Source organism: Phenylobacterium sp. (assembly GCF_013822795.1).
Classification (GTDB): Bacteria; Pseudomonadota; Alphaproteobacteria; order Caulobacterales; family Caulobacteraceae; genus Phenylobacterium.
This window is the reverse complement of record NZ_PNLB01000002.1, coordinates 42,685-64,675: the sequence shown is the minus strand read 5'-3', so window position 1 is coordinate 64,675 and position 21,991 is coordinate 42,685. Positions and strand designations below refer to the sequence as shown.

23 protein-coding genes are annotated in these 21,991 nt (G+C 70.3%); 9 read left to right on the top strand and 14 right to left on the bottom strand.

Translation table 11 applies throughout. The features are described 5' to 3' along the window. The first annotated feature begins 68 nt into the window (after positions 1 to 68). Positions 69 to 1,310, top strand: a complete 1,242-nt coding sequence (locus C0481_RS01955; RefSeq protein ID WP_293400159.1) for a Xaa-Pro peptidase family protein — start codon at positions 69 to 71, stop codon at positions 1,308 to 1,310. Between the two features lie 72 nt (positions 1,311 to 1,382). After that, the gene (locus tag C0481_RS01950) at positions 1,383 to 1,961 is read left to right on the top strand and encodes a DJ-1/PfpI family protein (RefSeq protein WP_293400156.1); all 579 of its coding nucleotides are present in this window, start codon (positions 1,383 to 1,385) and stop codon (positions 1,959 to 1,961) included. A gap of 180 nt (positions 1,962 to 2,141) precedes the next feature. Here C0481_RS01950 and C0481_RS01945 read toward each other — a convergent pair whose 3' ends face one another. Further along, positions 2,142 to 3,209, bottom strand: a complete 1,068-nt coding sequence (locus C0481_RS01945; protein ID WP_293400153.1) for a DUF2125 domain-containing protein — start codon at positions 3,207 to 3,209, stop codon at positions 2,142 to 2,144. Here C0481_RS01945 and C0481_RS01940 point away from each other — a divergent pair. Then, complete coding sequence (locus C0481_RS01940) at positions 3,208 to 3,747, top strand: gamma-glutamylcyclotransferase (protein WP_293400150.1); 540 nt, start codon at positions 3,208 to 3,210, stop codon at positions 3,745 to 3,747. The genes C0481_RS01945 and C0481_RS01940 overlap by 2 nt on opposite strands. A 32-nt stretch (positions 3,748 to 3,779) precedes the next feature. Here the strand turns inward: C0481_RS01940 and C0481_RS01935 are convergent, their stop codons facing one another. From C0481_RS01935 to ftsE, 4 genes are read right to left on the bottom strand one after another with little or no spacing between them, the layout of a single operon-like run. After that, complete coding sequence (locus C0481_RS01935; protein WP_293400148.1) at positions 3,780 to 4,490, bottom strand: lysophospholipid acyltransferase family protein; 711 nt, start codon at positions 4,488 to 4,490, stop codon at positions 3,780 to 3,782. Positions 4,491 to 4,495: 5 nt separating this feature from the next. Next, entirely contained in the window at positions 4,496 to 5,113 is a 618-nt protein-coding gene (locus C0481_RS01930) for a YdcF family protein (protein WP_293400146.1), read from the bottom strand. Beyond that, positions 5,110 to 5,997 (bottom strand): ABC transporter permease, encoded by an 888-nt coding sequence (locus C0481_RS01925; RefSeq protein ID WP_293400144.1) that lies wholly within the window; start codon positions 5,995 to 5,997, stop codon positions 5,110 to 5,112. The genes C0481_RS01930 and C0481_RS01925 overlap by 4 nt, the downstream gene beginning before the upstream one ends. Continuing rightward, entirely contained in the window at positions 5,994 to 6,713 is a 720-nt protein-coding gene (gene ftsE, locus C0481_RS01920; RefSeq protein WP_293400142.1) for a cell division ATP-binding protein FtsE, read from the bottom strand. Before ftsE ends, C0481_RS01925 begins: the two co-directional genes overlap by 4 nt. Before the next feature lie 56 nt (positions 6,714 to 6,769). On the opposite strand from ftsE, the gene C0481_RS01915 reads away from it, so the two are divergent. Both C0481_RS01915 and C0481_RS01910 read left to right on the top strand, forming a co-directional pair. After that, on the top strand, positions 6,770 to 7,642 hold the full coding sequence (locus C0481_RS01915) for a DUF3426 domain-containing protein (protein ID WP_293400140.1): 873 nt from the start codon (positions 6,770 to 6,772) through the stop codon (positions 7,640 to 7,642). Next, positions 7,635 to 8,174, top strand: a complete 540-nt coding sequence (locus C0481_RS01910) for a phosphoribosyltransferase family protein (protein WP_293400138.1) — start codon at positions 7,635 to 7,637, stop codon at positions 8,172 to 8,174. The genes C0481_RS01915 and C0481_RS01910 overlap by 8 nt, the downstream gene beginning before the upstream one ends. Here C0481_RS01910 and C0481_RS01905 read toward each other — a convergent pair. The 4 genes from C0481_RS01905 to argH form a co-directional block, all read right to left on the bottom strand. Further along, positions 8,171 to 9,901, bottom strand: a complete 1,731-nt coding sequence (locus C0481_RS01905; RefSeq protein ID WP_293400136.1) for an ATP-binding protein — start codon at positions 9,899 to 9,901, stop codon at positions 8,171 to 8,173. The two genes, C0481_RS01910 and C0481_RS01905, sit on opposite strands and share 4 nt — an antisense overlap. A gap of 69 nt (positions 9,902 to 9,970) precedes the next feature. Next, entirely contained in the window at positions 9,971 to 11,254 is a 1,284-nt protein-coding gene (gene lysA / locus C0481_RS01900) for a diaminopimelate decarboxylase (protein WP_293400134.1), read from the bottom strand. Next, complete coding sequence (locus C0481_RS01895; RefSeq protein ID WP_293400132.1) at positions 11,251 to 11,529, bottom strand: hypothetical protein; 279 nt, start codon at positions 11,527 to 11,529, stop codon at positions 11,251 to 11,253. The genes lysA and C0481_RS01895 overlap by 4 nt, the downstream gene beginning before the upstream one ends. Beyond that, a complete protein-coding gene (argH, locus tag C0481_RS01890) occupies positions 11,529 to 12,959 on the bottom strand; it encodes an argininosuccinate lyase (protein WP_293400130.1) in 1,431 nt (476 codons plus the stop codon). Before argH ends, C0481_RS01895 begins: the two co-directional genes overlap by 1 nt. On the opposite strand from argH, the gene C0481_RS01885 reads away from it, so the two are divergent. Together C0481_RS01885 and C0481_RS01880 are read left to right on the top strand one after the other, a co-directional pair. Next, positions 12,960 to 13,589 carry a TlpA disulfide reductase family protein gene (locus tag C0481_RS01885; protein WP_293400128.1) on the top strand — a complete coding sequence of 210 codons (630 nt, stop codon included), beginning with the start codon at positions 12,960 to 12,962 and terminating at the stop codon, positions 13,587 to 13,589. 186 nt (positions 13,590 to 13,775) lie between these two features. Further along, positions 13,776 to 13,979 (top strand): cold-shock protein, encoded by a 204-nt coding sequence (locus C0481_RS01880; RefSeq protein ID WP_293400126.1) that lies wholly within the window; start codon positions 13,776 to 13,778, stop codon positions 13,977 to 13,979. Positions 13,980 to 14,039: 60 nt separating this feature from the next. Here C0481_RS01880 and C0481_RS01875 read toward each other — a convergent pair whose 3' ends face one another. Continuing rightward, complete coding sequence (locus tag C0481_RS01875; protein WP_293400124.1) at positions 14,040 to 14,459, bottom strand: helix-turn-helix domain-containing protein; 420 nt, start codon at positions 14,457 to 14,459, stop codon at positions 14,040 to 14,042. 598 nt (positions 14,460 to 15,057) lie between these two features. Between C0481_RS01875 and C0481_RS01870 the strand changes: the two genes are divergently transcribed. Beyond that, on the top strand, positions 15,058 to 15,567 hold the full coding sequence (locus C0481_RS01870; RefSeq protein ID WP_293400122.1) for a hypothetical protein: 510 nt from the start codon (positions 15,058 to 15,060) through the stop codon (positions 15,565 to 15,567). Here C0481_RS01870 and C0481_RS01865 read toward each other — a convergent pair. The 3 genes from C0481_RS01865 to C0481_RS01855 are packed head-to-tail and all read right to left on the bottom strand — an operon-like array spanning position 15,564 to position 19,881. After that, positions 15,564 to 17,864, bottom strand: coding sequence for a CHASE2 domain-containing protein (locus tag C0481_RS01865; RefSeq protein ID WP_293400120.1), 2,301 nt, complete (start codon positions 17,862 to 17,864; stop codon positions 15,564 to 15,566). The two genes, C0481_RS01870 and C0481_RS01865, sit on opposite strands and share 4 nt — an antisense overlap. Continuing rightward, on the bottom strand, positions 17,861 to 19,165 hold the full coding sequence (locus tag C0481_RS01860; RefSeq protein ID WP_293400118.1) for a FecR domain-containing protein: 1,305 nt from the start codon (positions 19,163 to 19,165) through the stop codon (positions 17,861 to 17,863). Before C0481_RS01860 ends, C0481_RS01865 begins: the two co-directional genes overlap by 4 nt. After that, entirely contained in the window at positions 19,162 to 19,881 is a 720-nt protein-coding gene (locus C0481_RS01855) for a response regulator transcription factor (RefSeq protein ID WP_293400116.1), read from the bottom strand. Before C0481_RS01855 ends, C0481_RS01860 begins: the two co-directional genes overlap by 4 nt. A gap of 303 nt (positions 19,882 to 20,184) precedes the next feature. Between C0481_RS01855 and C0481_RS01850 the strand changes: the two genes are divergently transcribed. Next, positions 20,185 to 20,622 (top strand): hypothetical protein, encoded by a 438-nt coding sequence (locus C0481_RS01850; RefSeq protein ID WP_293400114.1) that lies wholly within the window; start codon positions 20,185 to 20,187, stop codon positions 20,620 to 20,622. An 11-nt stretch (positions 20,623 to 20,633) separates the two neighbouring features. On the opposite strand, the gene C0481_RS01845 is transcribed toward C0481_RS01850, so the two are convergent. After that, complete coding sequence (locus C0481_RS01845) at positions 20,634 to 21,908, bottom strand: DUF1254 domain-containing protein (RefSeq protein WP_293400112.1); 1,275 nt, start codon at positions 21,906 to 21,908, stop codon at positions 20,634 to 20,636. Positions 21,909 to 21,991: the final 83 nt, after the last annotated feature.

Here is a 21,991-nt window from a genome sequence, read left to right as displayed (position 1 = left end):
CGAGTCGACGGCCGGGCTCAGATAGGCGCGCGGCGGGGCGAGCGCTTCGCCCAAAGGGGGGATACGCCATGGATCGACGGACCTTCTTGGCCGGAGCGGCAGGCGCCGGGGCGGCGCTGAGCCTCGGCGGCGCGGCCGTCGCGCAGGTCGAGGGCCTGCGCAAGATCACCGGCGCGGCGGTTCCGATTTCCGAGCAGGAGCGGTTGGCGCGGATGGCCAAGGCCCAGCGGCTGATGAAGGCCCGGGGGTTGTCGGCGCTGGTCGTCGAGGCCGGTGCGTCGCTGACCTACTTCACCGGCGTGCGCTGGTGGCGCAGCGAGCGGGTGACCGCGGCGATCATCCCGGTCGAGGGCGAGGCGCTGATCGTCACCCCGCACTTCGAGGAGCCGTCGGTGCGCGAGACCCTGGCGGTCCCGGCGCAGGTGCGGGTCTGGCAGGAGGACGAGGACCCGGCCCTGGTCGTCGCCGACTGGCTGAAGGCCCGCAAGCTGGCGGCCGGCAAGATCGGGGTCGAGGAGACGGTCCGCTTCTTCGTCCACGACGGCCTCGCCCGACGATTGCCCGAAGCGAAATTCGTTTCCGGCGCCGACGTCGTGCGCGGCTGCCGGATGATCAAGTCGCCGGCCGAACTGGCGCTGATGCAGTTGGCCGCCGACGTGACGCTGGCGGCCTATCGCTACACCCACGGCAAGGTCGAGCGCGGCATGACCCACGCCGACGTCGGGGCGATCATGAACAAGGCCACCCGCGCGCTGGGCGGATCGCCGGAATTCGAGATGGTGCTGGTCGGCGCGGACGCGGCCCTGCCGCACGGATCGGAGAAGCCGCAGGTCGTGCGCGAGGGCGAGGTCGTGCTGATGGACTGCGGCTGCACGGTCGAGGGCTATCAGTCGGACATCTCGCGGACCTTCGTGTTCGGCGAGCCGACCGCGGCCCAGCGCAAGGTCTGGAACGAGGTGGCGCGCGGCCAGCAGATCGCCTTCGAGACCGCCCAGGTCGGCGTGGCCGCCGGCGCCGTCGACGACGCTGTGCGCCGCTATTACGAGAGCCTGGGCTATGGGCCGGACTACGGGCTGCCGGGCCTGTCGCACCGGACCGGACACGGGATCGGCATGGAGGGCCACGAGCCGATCAACTTCGTCCGCGGCGAGGCGACCAGGCTGGCGCCGGGCATGTGCCTGTCGAACGAGCCCGGGCTCTATCTGCCGGGCCGGTTCGGGGTGCGGCTGGAAGACTGCCTCTACATGACCGAGCAAGGACCGCGCTGGTTCTCCAAGCCGCCGACCGCGATCGATCAGCCGATGGGCTGACAGCCTGCTGACAGGTTTTGGCGCCGGAAGCGGCGATGATGCGTTCCGTCATCGCGGGTCTGGAGTATCGCCATGGGCAAGCACATCGCCTTCATCGTCATCGACAATTTCGCCGACTGGGAGCACGCGCAGCTCAGCGCCGCGGCCCGCACCTACTTCGACGGGGCGACGTCGTTCCACACGCCGGGCGGCCGGCCGGTCACCTCGATGGGCGGCATGACCATCGACCCGGGCACGGCCATCGAGGACCTGACGCCGGACGCTTATGACGCGCTGGTCGTGGTCGGGTCGGACGGCTGGACGGGCGACGACGCGCCCGACATCGCCCCAGTGCTGCGGGCCGCCGACGAGGCGGGCAAGGTGGTGGGGGCGATCTGCGCCGGGACGGTGGCGGCCGCCCGCGCCGGCCTGCTGGACAGCCGGCGCCACACCTCCAACGCGCTCGACTTCATGCGCCACTACACGCCGAGCTACCGGGCCTGGGACCTCTATGTCGACACCCCGGCGGCGGTGCGCGACGGGACGCTGGTGACGGCGGCCGGCTCGGCGCCGGTCACCTTCACGATCGAGGTGCTGGGCGCGCTGCATCCCGAGCAGGCCGAGAGCCTGGCGCAGTTCCGGGCGATGTGCGCGGCGGAGTTGGCGGCCTGATCGCCGAGCTTTGGCGGTCTGGTGTCACTTCATTCCTCTCCCCGCTTGCGGGGAGAGGTTAGGTGAGGGGCGGCGACGCGGAGCGGCGCATAGCTGAGTCAGCAGCCCCCTCACCCCAACCCACTCCCCCAAGGGGGCGAGGGAGCTTTTGGGCCGGATGCTTCCCGCTGGGGAGCGGCCCTAGTAGACCTTCGGGGCGGGGCCGATGGCGACCGGGCCGAGGGTGGTCTGGCCGGCCTGGAAGGTGACGTTGGCGCGGGCGACGTCGTCGTTGCCCTGGCGGGCGGCGGCGACCGCGGAGGCGGCCATGGCGGCCTCCGGTCGAATGACGCCGGTCTCGGCCATGGCGCCCAACGCTTTCGGCGCCTCGCGTAGGGTGACGTCGAGCGAGCCGTTCAGGCGGCCGTCATAGCCGACGCTGAGCACGCCGGACTGGGCGCCGACGACCGCCTCGCCGGCCGTGAGCCCGGCTTGGCGCACGGTCATGCGGCCGCCGGCCGTGGTCCAGGCGCGGACCGCCTCGGGCCAGTTGGCGCCCTGGAAAGCGCTGATCTTGGAGAGCAGCGAGTCCCAGGAGATCGAGATCGGCTTGTCGCCGGCGATGCGGGCGAACAGGCCCGACAGCCGCGCCGTGCCGGCGTCGACCTTGAAGAACACCGCGGCCTGGTCGTCGGGGCCGGGGCGGAAGTGGAACTCGACCTTGTCGGCGGCTGACAGCGCGAACGGCTGGGCGCCGGGCGTCGGCGCGAAGGTCAGCTTGGTTCCTTCGAACGAGAAGCGCGGCAGCGGCTGGTCGAGGCCGGCGAGGCTGGCGTGGATCACATCGCCCTTGACGTCGACCGGCCCGCCGACCGGGCGGGTGAAGGTCAGGCCCTGGGGCGTGGCCAGCACCCAGGTCGACAGACCGTGCATGAACGCCTGGGCTTCGAGCTTCGGCGCGGCCAGCGCCCAACCGGATGGCTCGCGGATCTTGGCGTCGTCGAGCTGGATGTTGAGCCGGAACGGGTAGCCGTAGATCCGCTTGTTGCTCCAGGCGACGTCGTAGCCGGCCTTGCGCAGCTGCTCGGCGCCGGCCTCGAGCCGCTTGTCCGCCTCGCCGCGGGCATAGACCCACAGGCCGCTCCAGCCGATGGCCGCGACCCCGGCGATGATGAACGGGATGTAGAGCGCCGCGCGTCGGGGTTTGCGGTGGTGCGCCGGATCGGGCACAGGGGAGGAAGGCGGAGCGGGATTGTCGCGGCGGGCCATGTCGGTTGAGCGTTGGGTCTTCGGTTACGGGTCGCTGATGTGGCGTCCGGGGTTCGAGTTCGTCGAGCGCCAGAGCGCCACCCTACACGGGCGGCGGCGCGCCTTCTGCATCTATTCGGTGCACCATCGCGGCACCTATCAGCGGCCGGGCCTGGTGCTGGGCCTGGCGCCGGGCGGCGCGGTGCGCGGCGCCGCCTATCGGGTCGCCGAGGAGCACTGGCCGGCGACCTACGAGTACCTGCGCGAGCGCGAGCAGCCGACCGAGACCTATGTCGAGGCCAAGGCCAACATCCGGCTGGCGAACGGCCATCGGGTCGAGACGCTGGTGTTCCTGTCCGACGTGCACCATCCGCAGTGGGCCGGGGCGCTGTCGCTCGAGCGGCAGGCGGAACTGATCGCCGGGGCCCATGGGCTGTCGGGGCGGAATGTCGATTACCTGCGGGACCTGGTCGCCCATCTCTGTGAGATGGGGGTGCACGACGCGGCGATGGAGAAGCTGCTGGGCATGGTCGAGGCGCGCGAGCTGGCGACGCGGTGAGCTCCCTCCCCACGAGGGGAGGGAAAGTCATCTCACAGCGTCAGCAGCGCGTTCGAGGCGGTTTCGGTGCGGTCCTGCAGGGTGCGCATGAACTCGGCGCGCTTCAGGCCCGGCTGGATCGGCTCCAGGTACTCGAAGACGATCGTGCCCGGCTTGCGGGTGAAGCCGTGCTTGGGCCAGTGGACGCCGGCGTTGGTGGCGATCGGGTGCACCGGCACGTCGATCTCGCGGTAGAGCGCGGCGATGCCGGGCTTGTAGTCGGGGGCCGCGCCGGGGGCGGTGCGGGTGCCTTCCGGGGCGATGATCACCTGGCGGTGTTCGGCGAAGCGTTCCTGGGCGTCCTTGACCAGCTTGCGCAGGGCGGCCGAGTGGCCCTCGCGGTCGACGACGATCATCTTGGCCTTCAGCGCGTACCAGCTGAAGAACGGGATCCACATCAGCTCCTTCTTCATGACGAAGCAGGCGTCCGGCATGAAGGCGAACTGGGCGAAGACGTCGAACATGCACTGGTGCTTGGGGGCCAGCAGGGCCGCGCCGGTCGGCATGTGTTCGCGGCCGCGGACCTCGACCTTGATGTCGCAGACCACGCGCAGCAGGAAGATGATGCCCTTGGCCCAGCCGCGCATCATCTCGGTGCACCAGCTGCGCGGGGCGGGCAGGACGATGATCGCGCAGCCGACCGCGACGAGGACTGACCACAGATAGAACAGGACGGCGAACGCCAGGGAGCGGAGGGTGGTCAAGCAGGTCAGCCTTTCTTCGGCGGGGCCGGTTCGTTGCGAGGGCCCAGTCCCAGCACCGCTTCGCGGCCCAGGATCGCCAGATACTTACAGTACTCGGTCACCATCAGCCGCGCCGCGCCGCTGGTGCGCCACCAGCGCCCGGCGTTCATCACCGAAGTCGCAACCGGATAGGGGGTGAGGCGCTTGTCGGGCATCGCGCCGCGCAGTTCGAGCATGGCGCGTGGCATGTGGTAGTCGGCGGTGACCACGATGAGGCTGTCGAAGCGCATGGCCCGGGCCCACTCCTGGGTCTCGCGGGCGTTGCCAAGGGTGTTGGCGGCGTCGAAGCCGAGGTCGACGCAGCAGTCGTAGAGCCGGCGCGCGGCGCGGCTGACCACGCGGATGTCCTCCCGCGAGGCCTCGCGGCTGACCCCGGAGACCAGCATGCGGCGGGCCTTGCCGTCGGCCAGCAGTTCCATGGCCGCGCCGATGCGCTCGTTGGAGCCGGCACCGGTCAGGGCGACGACGCCGTCGGCCGGGCGCGGCTGCGGCGCTGGGGTCGAGCGCTCGACCCGCTCGGCGAAGGCCAGCAGGCCGGCCGCCCAGATGGCGGCCACGACGAGGAGGGCGGTCAGGCCTTTCACGCCAGCTCCCGGACCATGGCCTGGGCGGTGAAGCGGGCCGCGAGCGCGGCGACGCCGCCGGCCACCAGCGGGGCGGGCAGGACGGACAGAAGATCGATCCAGGCGATCGGCAGCACGGGCGTCAAACCTTGGCCTCCCCCCGCCAAACGCAAAAGCGCCCCCATGATCGCCGCCCCGCCAGCTCCGAACAAGCCCGCCAGCGCGGCCATGCGGGCGAAACGGGCCTGGAACAGGCGGGCGATGAAGCTGTCCTCGGCGCCGGAGAGATGCAGCACCTCGACCACTTCGCGGCGGGCGGCGAGCCCGGCGCGGGTCGCGAAGGCGACGACGGCGGCGGCGGCGACGGCGATCAAGCCGAACACCGCCAGCCCGACCCAGCGGGCGGTGCGGGCCGAACGCTGGATGTCGGCCATCCAGACCGAATGGTCGTCGACGACGGCGTCGAGGCCCTGGGCCTTCAGCGCCTGGTCGAGGGCTGCGGCACTGGCCGGACGCTCGCGGGTGAGCTGCACGGCGACCAGCCGCGGCACCGGCAGGTCGGAAAGGTCGGCGTCGCCGAGCCAGGGGGCGATCAGCGCCTCGGCCTTTTCGCGCTCGATAGCGCGGGCCTCGGCGACGCCGTCGACCCCGGCCAGGGTCTCGGCGGCGCGGGCGGCCGCGCCGTCCGGCGTCTCGTTGGCCTTGGGCCGCACGATGATCGTCGCCTGGCCTTCGAGCTGGTCGGTCCAGTCGCGAGCGGCGCGGTCGGCGGCGAGCACGGCCAGCAAGGTCAGGCAGGCCAGGAAGCAGAGCACCGCGACCACGAAGGTCAGCGAGCCGTCGCGAGCGTCGGACTCCGGCAGGAACGGGGCGGGCCGCCAGCGGGCGACGTCGAAGTCGCTCATCGGCGGGCTCCCTGCGCGACGAGGCGGCCGCGCTCCAGATGCAGGACCGGCATGCCCGAGCGGGCGACCAGGTCCTGGTCGTGGGTGGCGAAGAGCACGGTGGCGCCCAGGCGGTTCAGCTCGACGAACAGCTTGAGGATGCGCAGCGCCATCTCGGGGTCGACATTTCCGGTCGGCTCGTCAGCCAGCAGGATCTCGGGGCGGTTGACCACGGCGCGGGCGATGGCCAGGCGCTGGCGCTCGCCGCCGGCCAGGGTGGCGGGCATGGCGTGCATGCGGTCCTTGAGGCCGACCCAGGCCAGCAGTTCGGCGACGTCGTCGCGATAGGTGTCGGGCTTGCGTCCTTCGATGCGCAGCGGCAGGGCGGTGTTGTCGAACACCGACAGGTGATCGAGCAGCTTGAACTCCTGGTACACGACCCCGATGCGGCGGCGCAGGAAAGGCTGAGCTTCGCGCGCGATGGACGAGACGTCCTGGCCGAACAGGTGCATGAGTCCCTTGGACGGCTTCGCCGCCAGGAACAGAAGCTTCAACAGCGAGGTCTTGCCCGCTCCCGAGGCGCCGGTCACGAAGTGAAACGACCCCGGCTCCAGAGAGAACGTCAGGTCCTTCAAGGTCTCGGGGGCGCGACCATAGCGCATCGACACATCATCGAAGCGGACAACGGCGTGATCGGCGTCGGTGGCGGCGCCTGTGGCGTTCGGGTTTCTGGACATGGGGGCCGAAATCGGCGACCTCGATGGAGGTTGCTGGAGCGTCCGATTCGGCTGTCATGATACTGACCTGTCCAGACTGCGCCACCAGCTATTTCGTGGATGATTCCAAGATCCCCACGGATGGCCGGTTGGTGAAGTGCGCCAGTTGCGGCGCGCGCTGGACTGCGACCCCTGCGCCGCCTGAAAAATCGCTGGAGCTGGAGACTTCTGAAGAAGAGGGCGCGGTGGCCCGCGAGCCGGCGCCGGAACCCGTCGAGGAGAAGCCGGCGCGTGCGCTGAGCGGCGACGAGTTGCCGAGGGCCTTCCGCGCCAAGGCCGACACCGAGCGGCGCGTGCGCGAGGCGGCGGCCACCGGCGTCATCTGGGCGGGCATGGCGGCGGCGCTGGTGCTGATGATCGCGCTGGCGATCATCTTCCGCGTCGACGTGGTGCGGCTGTGGCCGCGGACGGCCAGCGCCTATGCCGGCGTGGGCTTGCCGGTGAACAGTCTCGGACTGGTGATCGAGGGCGTGCGGTTCGAGCCGTCGCTGCAGGAAGGCCATGCGGCGCTTTCGGTCTCGGGCATGATCCGCAACATCGAGAACGAGCCGGTGGTGACCCCGCCGCTGCGCATCAGCCTGCTCGACGCCGAAGGCAAGGTGGTGGCGACCAAGATCGCCCGTCCGGCCGACGCGCGGATCCCGCCGGGCGAGACCCGCCATTTCGCGATCGCGCTGCTCGACCCGCCGGCCAGCGCCAAGGAGTTGGAGGTCGCGTTCGCTCCACGCGAGCCGGTGAATCTGAATGTGAAACAGGGCGACCCGGTCGCGGCCGCCCCGAAGGCGGCCGGCCCGACCCTGCGCGCCGCCGCCGAGCCGCCGGCCCTCGCGCCGGTGGAAGCCCAACCGCTGCCGCCGGGCAGCCCAGACGCCTTGCCGGTTCATGACTGATCCCATCGCCCAGCCCGCTCCGACCGTTCTGCTGACCGAGCAGGAGGTGGCCGGCCGCGTCGAGGCGCTGGCTCGGCAAATCGCGCCGGCGATCGACGACGAGACGGTGGCGGTCTGCTTGCTGACCGGCGGGTTGTGGTTCGCCTCAGATCTGACCCGGGCGCTGGCGCGAGCCGGGCGGTTCGTGCGCTTCGACGCGCTGTGGTTGGCGTCCTACGGCGACGAGCGGGCCAGCCTCGGCCGCTGCGAGGTGCGGGCCGACCTGCAGCGGCCCCTGGCCGGGCGAACGGCGCTGGTCATCGACGACGTCATCGACACCGGGCTGTCCTTGTCGGAGGCGCACCGGCTGGTGCGCGACGCCGGCGCCAGCCGCGTGCTGACCGCGGTATTCGCCAGCAAGCCCTGGCCGACGGCGCGGGCGATCACCCCTGACTTCGTGGCCTGGGAGGCGCCGGCCAGGTTCCTGGTCGGTTACGGGATGGACGCGGCCGGCGCGCTGCGTGGCCTGCCCTACATCGGGGCGATGGACTAGGCCGCGGTCGCGCCCAGCACCGCCAGGCGGTCGTTGCGCTCGCACCACTCGGCGACGGTGAACATCAGTTCGGCAGGCTGGATCGGCTTGGGGTGGACGTCGTCGAAGCCCAGGGCGACCAGCCGCTCGCACTCGTCGGACATGGCGTCGGCGGTGAGCGCCAGCACCGGGATGTTGCGCGGCCCAGCCTCGCCCGCTCGGATGCGGCGCAGGGCCTCGATGCCGTCCATGCGCGGCATGTGCACGTCCATCAGCACGAGGTCGATGTGGCTGGCGCTCAACGCCTCCAGGCCTTCGACGCCGTCGTCGGCGACACTGACCACCGCGCCGGCCGCTTCGAGGATGGCGCGGGCCACGGCCTGATTGACCTTGTTGTCGTCGACGACCAGCACCTGACGGCCTTCGAGGCTGACGGTCTCGGGCGTGGCTTGCGCGGCCAGCGGCGCGGCGCCGGCGGGTAGCGGGAGGGCGACGCGGAAGGTCGAGCCGGAGCCCGGCTCGCTCTCCACCGTGATCGACCCGCCCATCATCTCGGCCAACTGGCGGCAGATCGAGAGGCCAAGGCCGGTGCCGCCGTACCGGCGGGTGGTCGAGACCTCGGCCTGGGAAAAGGCCTGGAACAGCTTTTCCTGCTGATCGCGCCGCATGCCGACGCCGGTGTCGGTGACGACGATCTCGATGCCCTGCGGGGCGAGGGCGGCGATACGCACGGCGACCGAGCCCTGCTGGGTGAACTTCAGCGCGTTGGAGATCAGGTTCAGCAGGATCTGGCGCACGCGCACCGGATCGCCGACCAGCCAGGTCGGCGCGTCGCCGTCGATGTCGAGCGAGAGTTCGAGCCCCTTCTGGCGGGCGGTCTCGCTCCACAGCAGGAAGGTCTGGCGGCCCATCTTCTCCAGATCGAAGCCGACGCTTTCGAGGTTCAGCTTGCCGGCCTCGATCTTGGAGAGGTCGAGGATGTCGTTGAGGATCGCCATGAGGCCGTCGCCCGACTGGACGATCATGTCGAGATAGTCGGCTTGCTGACGGCTGAGCTTGGTGGCGGCCAGGGCGTGGGCCATGCCGAGCACGCCGTTCATCGGGGTGCGCAGTTCGTGGCTCATCATCGCCAGGAAGGCCGACTTGGCGCGGCTCGCCTCCTGGGCCTCAGCCTGGGCCTTTTCCAGCGCCAGGGCGTTGGCGCGCAGGGCGCGCGCGACGTTGGAGAGGCTGATGCCGAAGCCGACCAAGGCGAAGGCCACGACCGCGGCCCGCCAGCCGTGCAGCCCGTTGATCTGCAGGGGCGCGATGACGATGGCGACCAGCGGCGCAGGGATCATCACCAGGAAGATCGCCTGGCTGAGCGCGGCGTACTTGAGCGCGGCGATCACGGTGCCGAACAGGATCAGCAGGGCGGCGAACTTCATCGGGTCCGAGCCGTAGGCCCAGCATGCGGCCGCGAGCGTCGACCAGGTGATGCTGAACATCAGGGCCGGGGCCATTCGGCGAAAGCGCGAGACCGGCAGTCCCTGCGCCTGGCGCTTATAGAAGTGGGCGTGGGTGGTGCGCAGCAGGACTTCGAGGCCGCAGGCCGCGAGCGCCCAGGCCGCGGCCGCGTGCCAGTCGAATTCGGCCCAGACCAATGCGCCCATCAGGGCGGTGATCGTCAGACGGTTGAAGGTGCTGCGCTTGCTCATCACGAGCGTCGCGCCGACCCGGCCGTCGTCGAGAATGTCCTTCAGCGCCACCAGAAGCCCCCAATGCCTGCGACATTTTGGCAGGCAGGGTGTTCAGGAATGGTTTAGCGCCGCGAAACCCTATTGCCAGGGCGCGGGGGCTTCCCTGGCCAGCATGTCCTCATAGGTTGGGCGCGGGCGCACGACGGCGTAGGCGCCGCCCTTGACCAGCACCTCGGGGACCAGCAGGCGGCTGTTGTACTCGCTGGACATCACCGCGCCGTAGGCGCCGGCGCTGAGGAAGGCGACCAGGTCGCCGGCCTGCAGCGGCGGCAGGGCGCGCTCGCGGGTGAAGGTGTCGCCGGTCTCGCAGATCGGCCCGACCACGTCGTAGACCACCGGCTCGCCCTCACGCGGATGGACGGGCACGATCTCATGATAGGCGTCGTACATGGCCGGGCGGATCAGGTCGTTCATCGCCGCATCGAGCACGACGAACTTCTTGCCCTCGGGCCGCTCGTGGATGTGCTGCACCCGGGCCAACAGCACGCCGGCGTTGGCCGCGATCATGCGGCCGGGCTCGAAGGCGTAGCCGACGTCCAGGCCGTTCATGGTCTTGGCGATCATCCGCGCATAGTCGGCCGGCGAGGGCGGTTCGGGCTGGTTGAAGTACGGCACGCCGAGGCCGCCGCCGAGGTCGAGGCGCTTGACCGACAGGCCCTCGCCCCGCAGCCGCTCGACCAGGCCGCGCATCTTGGCGAACGCCTGGGCCATCGGCTCGAGGTCGGTGATCTGGCTGCCGATGTGGCAGGTGACGCCGACCGGGTTTAGACCCGCATCGTTCGAGGCGTTGGCGTAGAGCCGCTCGGCCTCGGAGAACGAAACACCGAACTTGTTGTCGGACTTGCCGGTCGAGATCTTGGCGTGGCCGCCGGCCGAGACGTCCGGATTGACGCGGATGGCGATGGTGGCGCGGGTCCCCAGCGACTGAGCGACCTGGCTGGCCAGGCGCATTTCCGGCTCGGACTCGACATTGATCTCGCCGACTCCGGCCTTGAGTGCGAAGGCGAGTTCGCCCGCGGTCTTGCCGACGCCGGAGAAGACGATCTTCTCGGCGGGGACGCCGGCCGCCAGGGCGCGGCGAACCTCGCCCTCGGAGACAGTGTCAGCGCCGGCGCCCAGCTTGGCCAGGGTGCGCAGCACGGCCAGGTTGGAGTTGGCCTTCACCGCGAAGGCGATCAGCGGATCGCCGCCGTCGTCGCCCTTGATCCCCTCGGCGACCAGGGCGTCGCGCAGCACCGTGTAGTGCCGCTCGAAGGTGGCGCTGGAATAGACATAGACCGGGGTGCCGACCGCCGCAGCGACGTCGGCCAGGGACACGCCCTCACAGAAGAGCTCGTCGCCCTTCAGCTCAAAATGATTCATCTCGGGTTCGCGTACGGGTCGGGCAGGGCGCCTTGCGGAGCGCTGGCGGTCGGGTTCTGGGCGGAGTCGATCGGCAGGGTGCGCGGCGGCGCCGGGCGGTCGTCGCGGGTGCGCGGGTCGACGGTGCGCACCGCGCGGGTCGGGTCGGCGCCGGCGTCGGCCCCCGAGCCCTTGCCGAACATCGGGCCCGGACGTTCGAGTTCGCCCATCTTGCCGCAGCCCGCCAGGGCGGCCGCGCCGATCAGGGCGATCATGGCGAGGGGGTGAAGGTTCATCAGAGCTTCTCCTTCCAACGCGCGATCTGGGCGCGGACCTGCTGCGGCGAGGTTCCGCCGTAGCTCATGCGGCTGGCGGCCGACGCTTGCGGCGTCAGCACGTCGTAGACGGCCGCGGTGATCCGCGGCTCGATGGCTTGCAGATCGGCGAGCGGAAGGCCGGGCAGATCGACGCCCAGACCCTCGGCCTTCTTCACCGCAGCCCCGGTCACATGGTGGGCGTCGCGGAACGGCATGTCGAGGGTCCGCACCAGCCAGTCGGCGAGATCGGTGGCGGTCGAGAAGCCGGCGCCGGCGGCGGCGGCCATGCGTTCGGCGTTCGGCTCCAGGTCGGCGACCATGCCGGCCATGGCGGCCAGCGACAGCTCCAGGGCGTCGAAGGCCTCGAAGGTCGGGACCTTGTCCTCCTGCATGTCCTTCGAATAGGTGAGCGGCAGGCCCTTCATGACCACGGTCAGCTGGGTCAGCGAGCCCAGCACGCGGCCGACCTTGGCGCGGATCAGCTCGGCCGCGTCCGGGTTCTTCTTCTGCGGCATGATCGACGAGCCGGTGGTGAAGGCGTCGGTCAGCTTCACGAAGCCGAACTGCGGCGTCATCCAGATCACGATCTCTTCGGCCAGGCGCGAGAGGTGCACGGCGCAGAGGCTGGCGGCCGACAGGCTCTCGAGCGCGAAGTCGCGGTCCGAGACGCTGTCGAGCGAGTTGGCGGTCGGGGCGGCGAAGCCCAGCGCCTGGGCGGTCGCATGACGGTCGATGGGGAACGGGGAGCCGGCCAGGGCCGCCGCGCCCAGCGGGCATTCGTTCATCCGCGCGCGGGCGTCGACGAAGCGCGAGGCGTCGCGGCCGAACATCTCGACATAGGCCATGAGGTGGTGGCCGAAGGTCACCGGCTGGGCCGGCTGCAGGTGGGTGAAGCCCGGCATCAGGGTCGCGGCGTGCGGTTCGGCCTTGGCCACCAGGGCGCGCTGCAGCGCCTGGATCTGGTGGATGGTGCGGTCGCAGGCGTCGCGGACCCAGAGCCGGAAGTCGAGCGCCACCTGGTCGTTGCGCGAGCGCGCGGTGTGCAGGCGGCCGGCCGCCGGGCCGATCAGCTCGCGCAGCCGCGCCTCGACGTTCATGTGAATGTCTTCGTACTCGTCACGGAACGGGAAGGTCCCGGCGGCGATCTCGGCCTCGATGGCCTGCAGGCCGCCCTGGATGGCGGCCTCGTCCTCGCTTGTAATCACGCCCTGCTTGAGCAACATCGCGGCGTGCGCGCGGGACCCGGCCAGGTCCTGGGCCGCGAGCCGCTTGTCGAACCCGATGGAGACGTTGATCGCCTGCATCAGTTCGGCCGGCTTGGACGAGAACCGTCCGCCCCACATGGCCTGGCCCCCGTCTTGGGGCGCTTGCGCCGGAGTTCCGGCGCCAGTCGAGGAAGAGTGCGTCATATGAACGAGAAGTCTGCCGAGAAAGCCGCTGGGGAACCCAAGGCCTTCCCGTTGAAATGGGCGCTTCGGGGCGTCGCCGTCGCTGGCGTCGCCGCGGTTGTCTACATCATCGTCCAGGCTTCCATAAACCCCCAGCGGGAAACCGAGCTGAAGTCGCTGGCCAAGGGCGAGATGGCCAAGTTCCAAGTGCCGCTCGAAGCGGCGGCTCCGCCGGCCACCAGCTTCCTGGACGCTAACGGGCAGGCCAAGCGCATCGCCGACTTCAAAGGGCAGGTGACGGTAGTGAACCTGTGGGCCACCTGGTGCGGGCCCTGCGTCATCGAAATGCCGACCCTGGCCAAGCTGGCCGCCAGCTATGAAGGCAAGCCCGTGCAGGTGGTGGCGATCAGCGTCGACCGCCCGCAGGACGCCGACAAGGCCCGCATGTTCATCACCAAGCACGCGCCGCTGGCCTTCTATCACGACCCGAACATGGCGCTGCCGTTCGCCTTTAAGCCGCCGGCGGCGGGCATGCCGACGACGGTCATCTACGGCGCCGACGGGATCGAGCGCGGCCGGCTGGCCGGGGACGCGGACTGGTCGGGCAAGGACGCCAAGGCCCTGATCGACAGAGTTTTGGCGGAAAAGTGACCGGCGTTCGCTGTTGACCGCGCAGCCTGGCCGTGTGCAAAAATTTGGCCCGCAATCCGGACTTGGGCCTGCAGACGTTCATTTCCCGCCCTTGCGGACCGAACCAGCCTTCCCAGACTTGAGATTGTTTCGGGGCGCGCGCCGAGCGTGCCTAGTTTGGACGCTAGTCAGGGAGACGAAAGCGTTATGGCCACCGGGACGGTCAAGTGGTTCAACACCACCAAAGGATACGGCTTCATCCAGCCGGACAACGGGAGCAAGGACGTCTTCGTCCACATCTCCGCGGTCGAGCGTGCGGGCCTGCGCGGCCTGAACGAAGGCCAGAAGCTCGAGTTCGTCGAGCGCGAGGAGCGGGGCAAGATCGCTGCGGTCGATCTGAAGCCGCTCTAGGCGCTCACCCACACCGAGACGCGACGAGCGCCGGTCTGCGAGGGCCGGCGCTCGTTCCGTTTAAGCCACTTCCTTCTGGCGCGCCCGCTGGCCGGCTTCAGGGTCGGTCATGACCCGCAGGAGATTGACCAGGGAGGACCTGGCCTCCTGCGGCAGGCGCTCAAAGGCGCTCAACAACTCAAGCGCGCCCGGCGTGCGCATCCGGCTGAGAAGGTCGACGTCGCCTTCGCCGGCCGGGGTATCCAAAACGTCCATCAGGTCCACAACCCGGCATCGCAACGCTCTTGCAATCTGAACGAGCCGGGAGAACGAGATCCGGTTGGCGCCGTTCTCGTATTTCTGGATCTGCTGGAAGCTTACGCCGCACTGTTCGGCAAGCGCTTCTTGCGACATGCCGATTGTCCTTCGCCGGATCCTGACCGCGGCGCCGAGGGCCACGTCCATGGGATCGGGGGTCTTGTTGGAAGGTTCAGCAGACATTGTGGTCTCCTCATCCAAAGCGCCGCCGGCGGAGTGAAGGCTCCGAGGTTCCTTTGGATTCAACGAAGTTAAGGCCCATAATTCTCCTTTGAAAAGAGTACTGTTGGCGCTCAGCCCGACGATTGCCGAGCATGCTCAGCGAACGCGTTCTGCGGCTTTCGAGTACTCGTGGTCCGAAAGCTTTGTTCTGCGAATAAATCGACGCGTGCAGGCGGGCGAAAGGCGAGATTTCGCCCGGTTTCGCCTCAGGATGGGCGCCGCGCGGCCCAAGTCGCGGTTGTGCGCGGAGGCCCGATCAGGTTGAGCGCGTTCACGGGTCGTGTCGCGTTCCTCGCCCTATGGCTGAGTTCGGCGACGATTTGAAGCAGGGCCGTAGCGGCGGCGGCGCGCCCCGCATGGGTTGCAGAAAACACAATTTCCGCAACTTGCGGACAGCCGCTGCTGGCGCGCGCGAGAGCGACCACCTAGGCGCGAAATTGCACCGCTTGAGTCGCGTTGAGTCGCGCGTGGGCAGCGGGCCGCCGTCAGGTCCGGCGCGCGCGATTTACTCACCCGGTGAAATGGCCATACTTGGGCCCATGTCCAAGTCTGGGTCGAGATGACGAGAACCCTGGTCGCGTGCGCCGGCGCCCTGTTGCTGGCGGGGTGTGTCTCCAACAAAATCGACGTGGTCGAGAGCGGCGTGCGTCCGGATCTGGCCGCCCGCGGGCTGGCGTTCGCCCCGGGCGGCGAGGCTGGGCGTCCGCTCGCCGACAAACTGCAGGCCGCGGGCCTAGCGGTGCGGGAGTCGCCCGGCGACGGCTATCTGGTGGAGCTGAGCTACAGCGAGCGGCCGCAGAAGGTCGGCGCCTATGCCGGGCCGCGGCCGGCGGCCGACGCTGCGCCGAGCGAATGGGTCGCCCCGCCCCAGAAGCGCCCGTGGTGGGCGCCGCGCAGCCGTCAGCTCTGCACCCTGACCGCCCGGGTCGTGGAGGCGGGAAGCGGGACCGAAGCCTATCGCGTACGGGCCAGCGTCCAAGGTCGGGCGCCGGACTGCGGCGAGGCGGAGGCGGGCTTGAACGCGGCCGTGGCCGGCCGGCTGGCCCCCGTCCCCGATCGGTCGAGCTAGGCGCTCGCCAGCGGCAGCCGGACCGTGAAGCTGGAGCCTTGGCCCAGTGTGCTGGCGCAGTCGATGCGCCCGCCGTGCCGCTGCACGACGGCGTGTACGAAGGAGAGGCCGAGCCCGACGCCGTCGATCCTCTCACCGCCCTTGGGACGGACGCGGTGGAAGCGCTTGAACAGGTTCGCGACCTGGGCCGGGCTCATGCCCTCGCCCTGGTCGGTGATCGTGCAGACGGCCTCGTCGTCCTCGATCCGCACGGCGCAGTCCACGCGCCCGCCGGCGGGCGAGTACTTGATAGCGTTGTCGACGAGGTTGATCAGTGCGCGGGTCAGCAGCGCGCGATCGCCCTCGACCAGGACCTCGCCGTCGGTCTCGGCCGCGACGACGGTGACCTGGCGGGCCGAGGACTGCGGCCAAAGGTCGTCGACTGCATCGAGCAGGACCTCGCCGAGATCGAGCACCTCGACAGCGTAGGCGTCGGCTTCCGCGCGGGCCAGGTTCACGAAGTTGTCGGCCAGCGACAGCGTGCGGCGCGCATAGCCGGCGATGCGATCGGCGACGGGCGCGGCGACGGCGGCCTTGGCCTCGGAGCTGCCGAGCAAGGTCAGGATGGAGACCTGCGGCGAGCGCATGTCGTGGGTCAGCAGTTCCAGGATGTGCTCGCGCTGGCGGCCGGCGTCCTTCAAGGCGGTGACGTCGGTGAAGCGGACGATCCAGCCGACCTGGTCGCCGCCCGCCTCGCTGAGCGGCGTGCGGCGGATCGCAAAGCTGCGGCCGTCGGGCACGGTCAGCTCGACGTCGGCGGCTTCACCCGCGAAATCGAGGGCCTCGGCCTCGGGCGAGAGCCCGGCGATCAGCTCGGCGACCGGCCGGTTAGCGGGGTCGCGGCCGGCGAACAGGGCCTCGGCCTCGCGGTTGGCGATCAGCACCTGGCCGTCGAGGCCGGTGACCAGGGTGGCGTCGGGCAGGCCCTGCAGCGCGTCGAGCACCTGGCGGCGCAAGTCGCGGGCCCGGTCGATGGCCGCGTGCATCAGCGCCACCTGGCGGTCGATGACGTCGGTCGGCGGGCCGCCGCGGCGCTGGGCCAGGGCCGAGAGCAAGTCGGGTTCCTGTGAGAAGGCGTGCAACTCCTGCAGCATGTAGGCGCTGGTGGCCTCGAGCCGTCGCCAGCTCCACAGCGGATAGACCAGCAAGAGCCCGGCGAGGGCGGCGGTCGGCGGCGCCCAGACCTGGGCCTGCAACAGCAGGACGGCGCTGGCGACGATGGTGGCGATCAGCAGGCCGGCGCCGAGCAGGAGGTTGGCGCGCGGGCGCAGCAGCAGGAAGCCCGCCAGCGCCAAGGCCAGCGGCGTCAGCGAGAAGGCCAGCAGCCGGGCGGGGCCGGCCGGGGCGATGGCGCGGCCGGCGAGCAGCGTGTCGAGCAGGTTCGCCTGCAGCTCGATGCCGGACATGATCTCGGTGTGATGCGACAGCGGCGTGGCGTAGCGGTCGCCGAGGCCGTCGGCGGTGGCGCCGACCAGGACCAGCTTGTCTTTCAGGAAATCGCCAGGCGTGGCGCCGTTGACGACGTCGACGAAGGAGACTGTGCGGAAATGGCCGGGCGGCCCGGCGAACGAGATCAGCAGCGGTTGTTCGCGGACCAGGGGGCGCTGCGCCGGGCCCCGAGCGGCGCCGGCGCTGGCCGGGGGCGTCGTCGCCTCAGCGGCGGACTGCATGAAGGCCATCAGGTGCGGCCAGGCGCGCGCGCCGTCGCGCTCGAGCATGTAGGTGCGGCGAATGACGCCGTCGCTGTCGAAGTCGACGTTGACCTGGCCGAGCCCAGCGGCGCGCGCGGCGAGCGGGGCGATGGGCGCCAGCACCTCGTACGGCGCGCCATTCGGGCCCGGGACGTCGAAGGTCAGCGGCAGGAACACCGGCGGTCCGGCGGCGAGGGCTGCGGCCAGGGCGTCGTCGGCGCCAGGCGTGGGGTCGGGCTCGACCAGCAAGACGTCGTAGGCGATCGCGCGCGGGGCGTAACCGGCCAAGGCCTCGAGCAGCGCCTGGTGGCGCGCGCGCGGCCAGGGCCAGCGGCCGAGCTCGGCGATGCTGCGGTTGTCGATGGCGACGACAATGATGTCCTCGTGCGGCGCGCGCACGCCCCAGCCGGAGACCGTGTCGAAGACGACGTTGTCCGCGCGCTCGGTCGCGCGGGTCAGCACGAGGGCGGCGACCAGGGCCGAGACCGCCAGCGCCACCAGCGCCCATTCGGCGATCACGCGCCGGCGCGCGGACCAGACTGCAGGCGTGCCGACGCGCGCGCTCAACGGGCGATTTCGAACCGCTCGAGGGGCGTCCATTTCTCGTAGTAGCCCCCGCCGGCGAAGGTCCGCGACATCACGCGCCAGTTGTACACGCCTGGCGCCAGGTCGGTGACAGTCAATTCCTGCAGGGTCAGGCCGGCTTCGTCGACGACCGGCGCTTGCGCGCCCTCGCGCAGCAGTTGGAGGCGATAGGTGCGCTCGCCCAAGCCGCCGGCCTGCCAACGGAACTTGTATCGGCGCACGCCGCCGTCGCGGCTGGCGACCGGCGCGTCGGCGCGCAGGGTGTTGAGACGGCGTTGGAAGGCGTAGGTCGCTGGCAGGCCGAGCAGGCCGTTGTCGTCCAGCGCCGCCAACCGCAGGAAGTAGACGCCGTCCGGCAGCTCGCCGAGCGCCACCTCGCGGCCTTCCGCGGCGGTCTCCTCGAGCACCTCGACGAAGCCGGCGTCGACGGCGAGGCGCACGTGGTAGCCGCGGGCGGCCGCCGGCGCAGCGATCTGGAAGCGCACGGCCTGTTCGTCCTGGATCTTGCCGGGCTCGGCGAGGCTGGGGGCGGGGGCCAGGCTGATTGGGTCGGAGACCCCGTCGGCGGTGGCGACCGCGCCATATGCGGCGGCGACGTCGGCGCCGTCGCGGTCGGCGCTGACGGCGACCAGCCCCTCGATGACCTCGGTGCTGGCCCGGCCGGCCTGCTCGTCATAGGCGACGCGGAACTCGGTGCCGCGCACGGCCGACACCGACATCGGCGTGCGCACGGTGTAGCTGTCGCGCGGGTCGCGCAGCGGGTTGACGTCGGATTCGAGTCGGCCGCCCTGGACCTGCAGGTCGCGGCGCACGACCCCGGTCATCTCGACCAGCGTCATCTTGCCAAGCCGCACGCGGCTCTGCGAGGGCAGCGACAGTTGCGTGCCGTCGGGCAGGTCGAGGCGCAGGAAGGCGTTGGCCCCAGTGGCGACGACCGCGCCCTCCTTGAGCATCATGCCGGTGGAGACCGGCAGGGTGCGGCCGCCGGCGGTCACCGTGACGGCGCCGCGAAAGCCGGCGACGCGGGCCTCGATCGGGGTGATCTTCAGCAGCCGCGCCGGGACCTTGAGTTGGCTGCCGACCTTCAGCCGGCGCGGGTCGGCGATGCGGTTCAGCCGCTGGACGGCGCGGTAGTCGCCGCCGACGAAATAGCGCCGGCCCAGCTCATAGAGGGTGTCGCCCGGTTGCACGACGTAGCGCTCCACGGGCTCGGCCGAGAGCGCCGGGGCAACAGCGAGCGCCTGCAGCGCCAGACCGGCGATTACCGCCGGCTTCCAACTCATTCCGCGGCCTCTTCCGGAACATCCGCGGTCAGTCGCTCGAGCCTGTAGCCGTAGCTGTAGACCGGAGCGAGGCGAAAGCCGTTCTGGGGGCGAAGCTCGAGCTTGCTGCGGATCCGCGAGATGTGCATGTCCAGCGTCCGGGTCGGCAGGTCGGGGTTGCGGCCCCAGATCGCTTCCAGGATATGGCCGCGCGACAGCGCCCGGTGAACGTTGCGAAACAACAGCAGAGCCAGGCCGAATTCCTTGGCGGTCAGGGGCACGGGCTCGCCGCCGCGGGTCACCTGCTCGGCCGGCAGATTGAAGCGATACTCGCCGTGGGTCTCGATGCCGCCGGTTGCGCGATCCGGGTAGCTGCGGCGGAGCAGGGCGTTGACGCGGGCGAGCAGCACGCCGGACTGGACCGGCTTGACCACATAGTCGTCAGCGCCGCCGTTCAGGCCGGCGACGACGTCAGCTTCGGCCGAGCGGCTGGTCAGCAGCAGGATCGGCGGGCAGGGGGTGAGGTTCTTGTGCGCCCAGGCAACCACATCCAGCCCGCTCATGTCGGGCAGGTTCCAGTCGAGCACAAGCAGGTCGAAGGTTTCCCGACGAAGCGCCGCGATCAGCGGAGTCGCCAGGTGAAAACACTGACAGTTGTGCCCGCCGCTCACCAGCAGGCGAGCGATCGCCTCTCTCTGGGCGTCGTCGTCTTCCAACGCCGCAATTCTCATGCGCATGCTCGATCGAGTTCATAGTCGACGCCGCAAAGGGACCGGCGCCCACCCAAGAACTACAGCCATGGTCCGGCTTGGCGCGGTAAACAAGTGTAAACCTGCCGGAAGTTTACACCTGCCGATCAGGGACCTGGATTACCCAGTGGGGTCAGTGTCGTCTGTTCCCGAGTGTTCCCATGAGTATCGCCGCCTATGTCGCCGGCCTGACGGCCGTCTGGCTCGTCATGGTGTTGTCGCTGGGTCTCGCTCTCAAGCGGTGTCTCGGCGACGGCCGCGCAGCGGACCGTTCCTGACGTGGCGGCGTTCGTGAACGTTCCCTATCCGGGCCTCTCGCCACAGGAACAGCTGACCTACTGGCTGTTGCGGCTGAGCGAGGCGCTGCATCGCCTGAATGAAGGGCTGCTATGGGCCGGCGCCTCGCCAGGCGAGCTCAGCCGGCTGACGTCGGCGCCGCAGTTCGAGGCCAGTTCTCTGGCTATGGACGTGGCCCACGCCTCGCGGGCCATGCGCCGCTTCGCTGATCTGATGTTGGTGACGGATCCGCAGCAGACGCCCGACAGCGACCGCTCGATCTGGGAAGACCTGATGCTGGCGCTTCGGGTGCTGCTGGCGTCCTGCGCCGTCGACAGCGAGCTATGGGTGGTCGACCCCGATGAGACGCTCAGCCCGGTCCTGACCCGCGAACTGCGGACGACGGTCTATGCGGTCGAGCGTCTCTGCGGGCACTTCGAGCGGGTGCACTAGAGCCCCCGCCGCTAGGCGGCGGTCACCGGCGGCAGGCGGTAGTCGCCTTCCAACATCGCGGCCTTGGGCAGGTAGGCGCGCATGAACAGCGCGAACGGCCCGTCGGGGGCCGGCAGCCAGTTGCTCTCGCGGCCTTCGCCCGGGTGGGCGTGGCCGATCCAGATATCAAGCGAACCATCCTCGTTATAGGTCAGGCCCTGCGTGCGGTCGCCGATCGCATAGCGGTCGATCGGGTTGTCGGTGAAGAAGAACTGGCCGTCGGGCGTCGCCTCGTAGAGGCTGAGCGACCAGAAGCTGTCCACGGCCGGCAGGCGGTCGGCCGGGAAGTGCAGCCGCCAGTCCTTGGCGCCGTCATAGAGCCCGCGGCTTTCGCCCCGGCCGCGCATGTACATCGCTTCGACTGGCGGCAGCGCCGCCAGGCCTGCGAGCGCAACGGCGGCGCGGTAGCCGTAGCTCTGGCCGAAGTCGCCGAGGTCTGCGCGCGGATAGGACCAGCCGTCGATCCAGTTCACGCCGCCGATGCCGGAGGTGCGGATCATGGTGCGGGCCTGGGCGATGCCGGCCTCGATGGCGGCCGCCTGGTCGGCGTTGAAGCGCGAAGCGTCGAAGTCGCCGCCGCCCAGTCCGAGCACGGCGATGCGCCGGAGCAGCGCCAGGTCGGTGATCGGCGGCGGGTTGGCGACCAGCAGTGCGTCGAGGCTGGCGAAGTACTCGTTCCACGGCGCGCTGCGGCGCGCATGGACCGGGGCGTCGGACGCCGGGGGGCCTTGCAGCGAGATGCCGGCCTGGACGGCGCGGGCGGCCTCCAGGTCGAAGGGGCCGTCGACCAGGATGCGGGCCAGCGCCCAGACGTGGTTGGTCGGCGAGCGCAGCGTGTTGGGGCCCTCGCTGGTCTCCTGGGGGCCGACCAGGCGGAACGTCACGGCGTCCGGCCCGGTGGTGCGCGTGCCAAGGATCGCGAAGTTGTTGGTGTAGGCGTCCATCAGCGCGAGCGAGAGATAGCGTTCGCCGCTGGCCGGCAGGGTGATGGTCACTGGCCCGCTGCTGAGGTCGATCTGAGCGCTGGTGTAGAGGGTGTCGTTGTTGGGCGTGGTTACCGCCCGCATCTTGTGGTTGGCCAGGTTGCGCATGTGCCCGAAGGTGTTCAGCGACCCGCCGAAGCCGGCGCGGCTGCCCCGGGTGGTGGCGATCTCGATGAGCGGCAGGCCGTAGATCCAGGCCTCGGAGGCAGCCTCGCGCAGGCGGTCGAGTTCGCTGGTCTGCGAGGAAGCTTGGACACCCGACATCGATGGATTCTCCCAGGCCGCGCTGTGTTCAATGGCGGCGGCCCTGCGGCTAGGCGACCGGGCCGGGAAACTGCCCGCGGCGT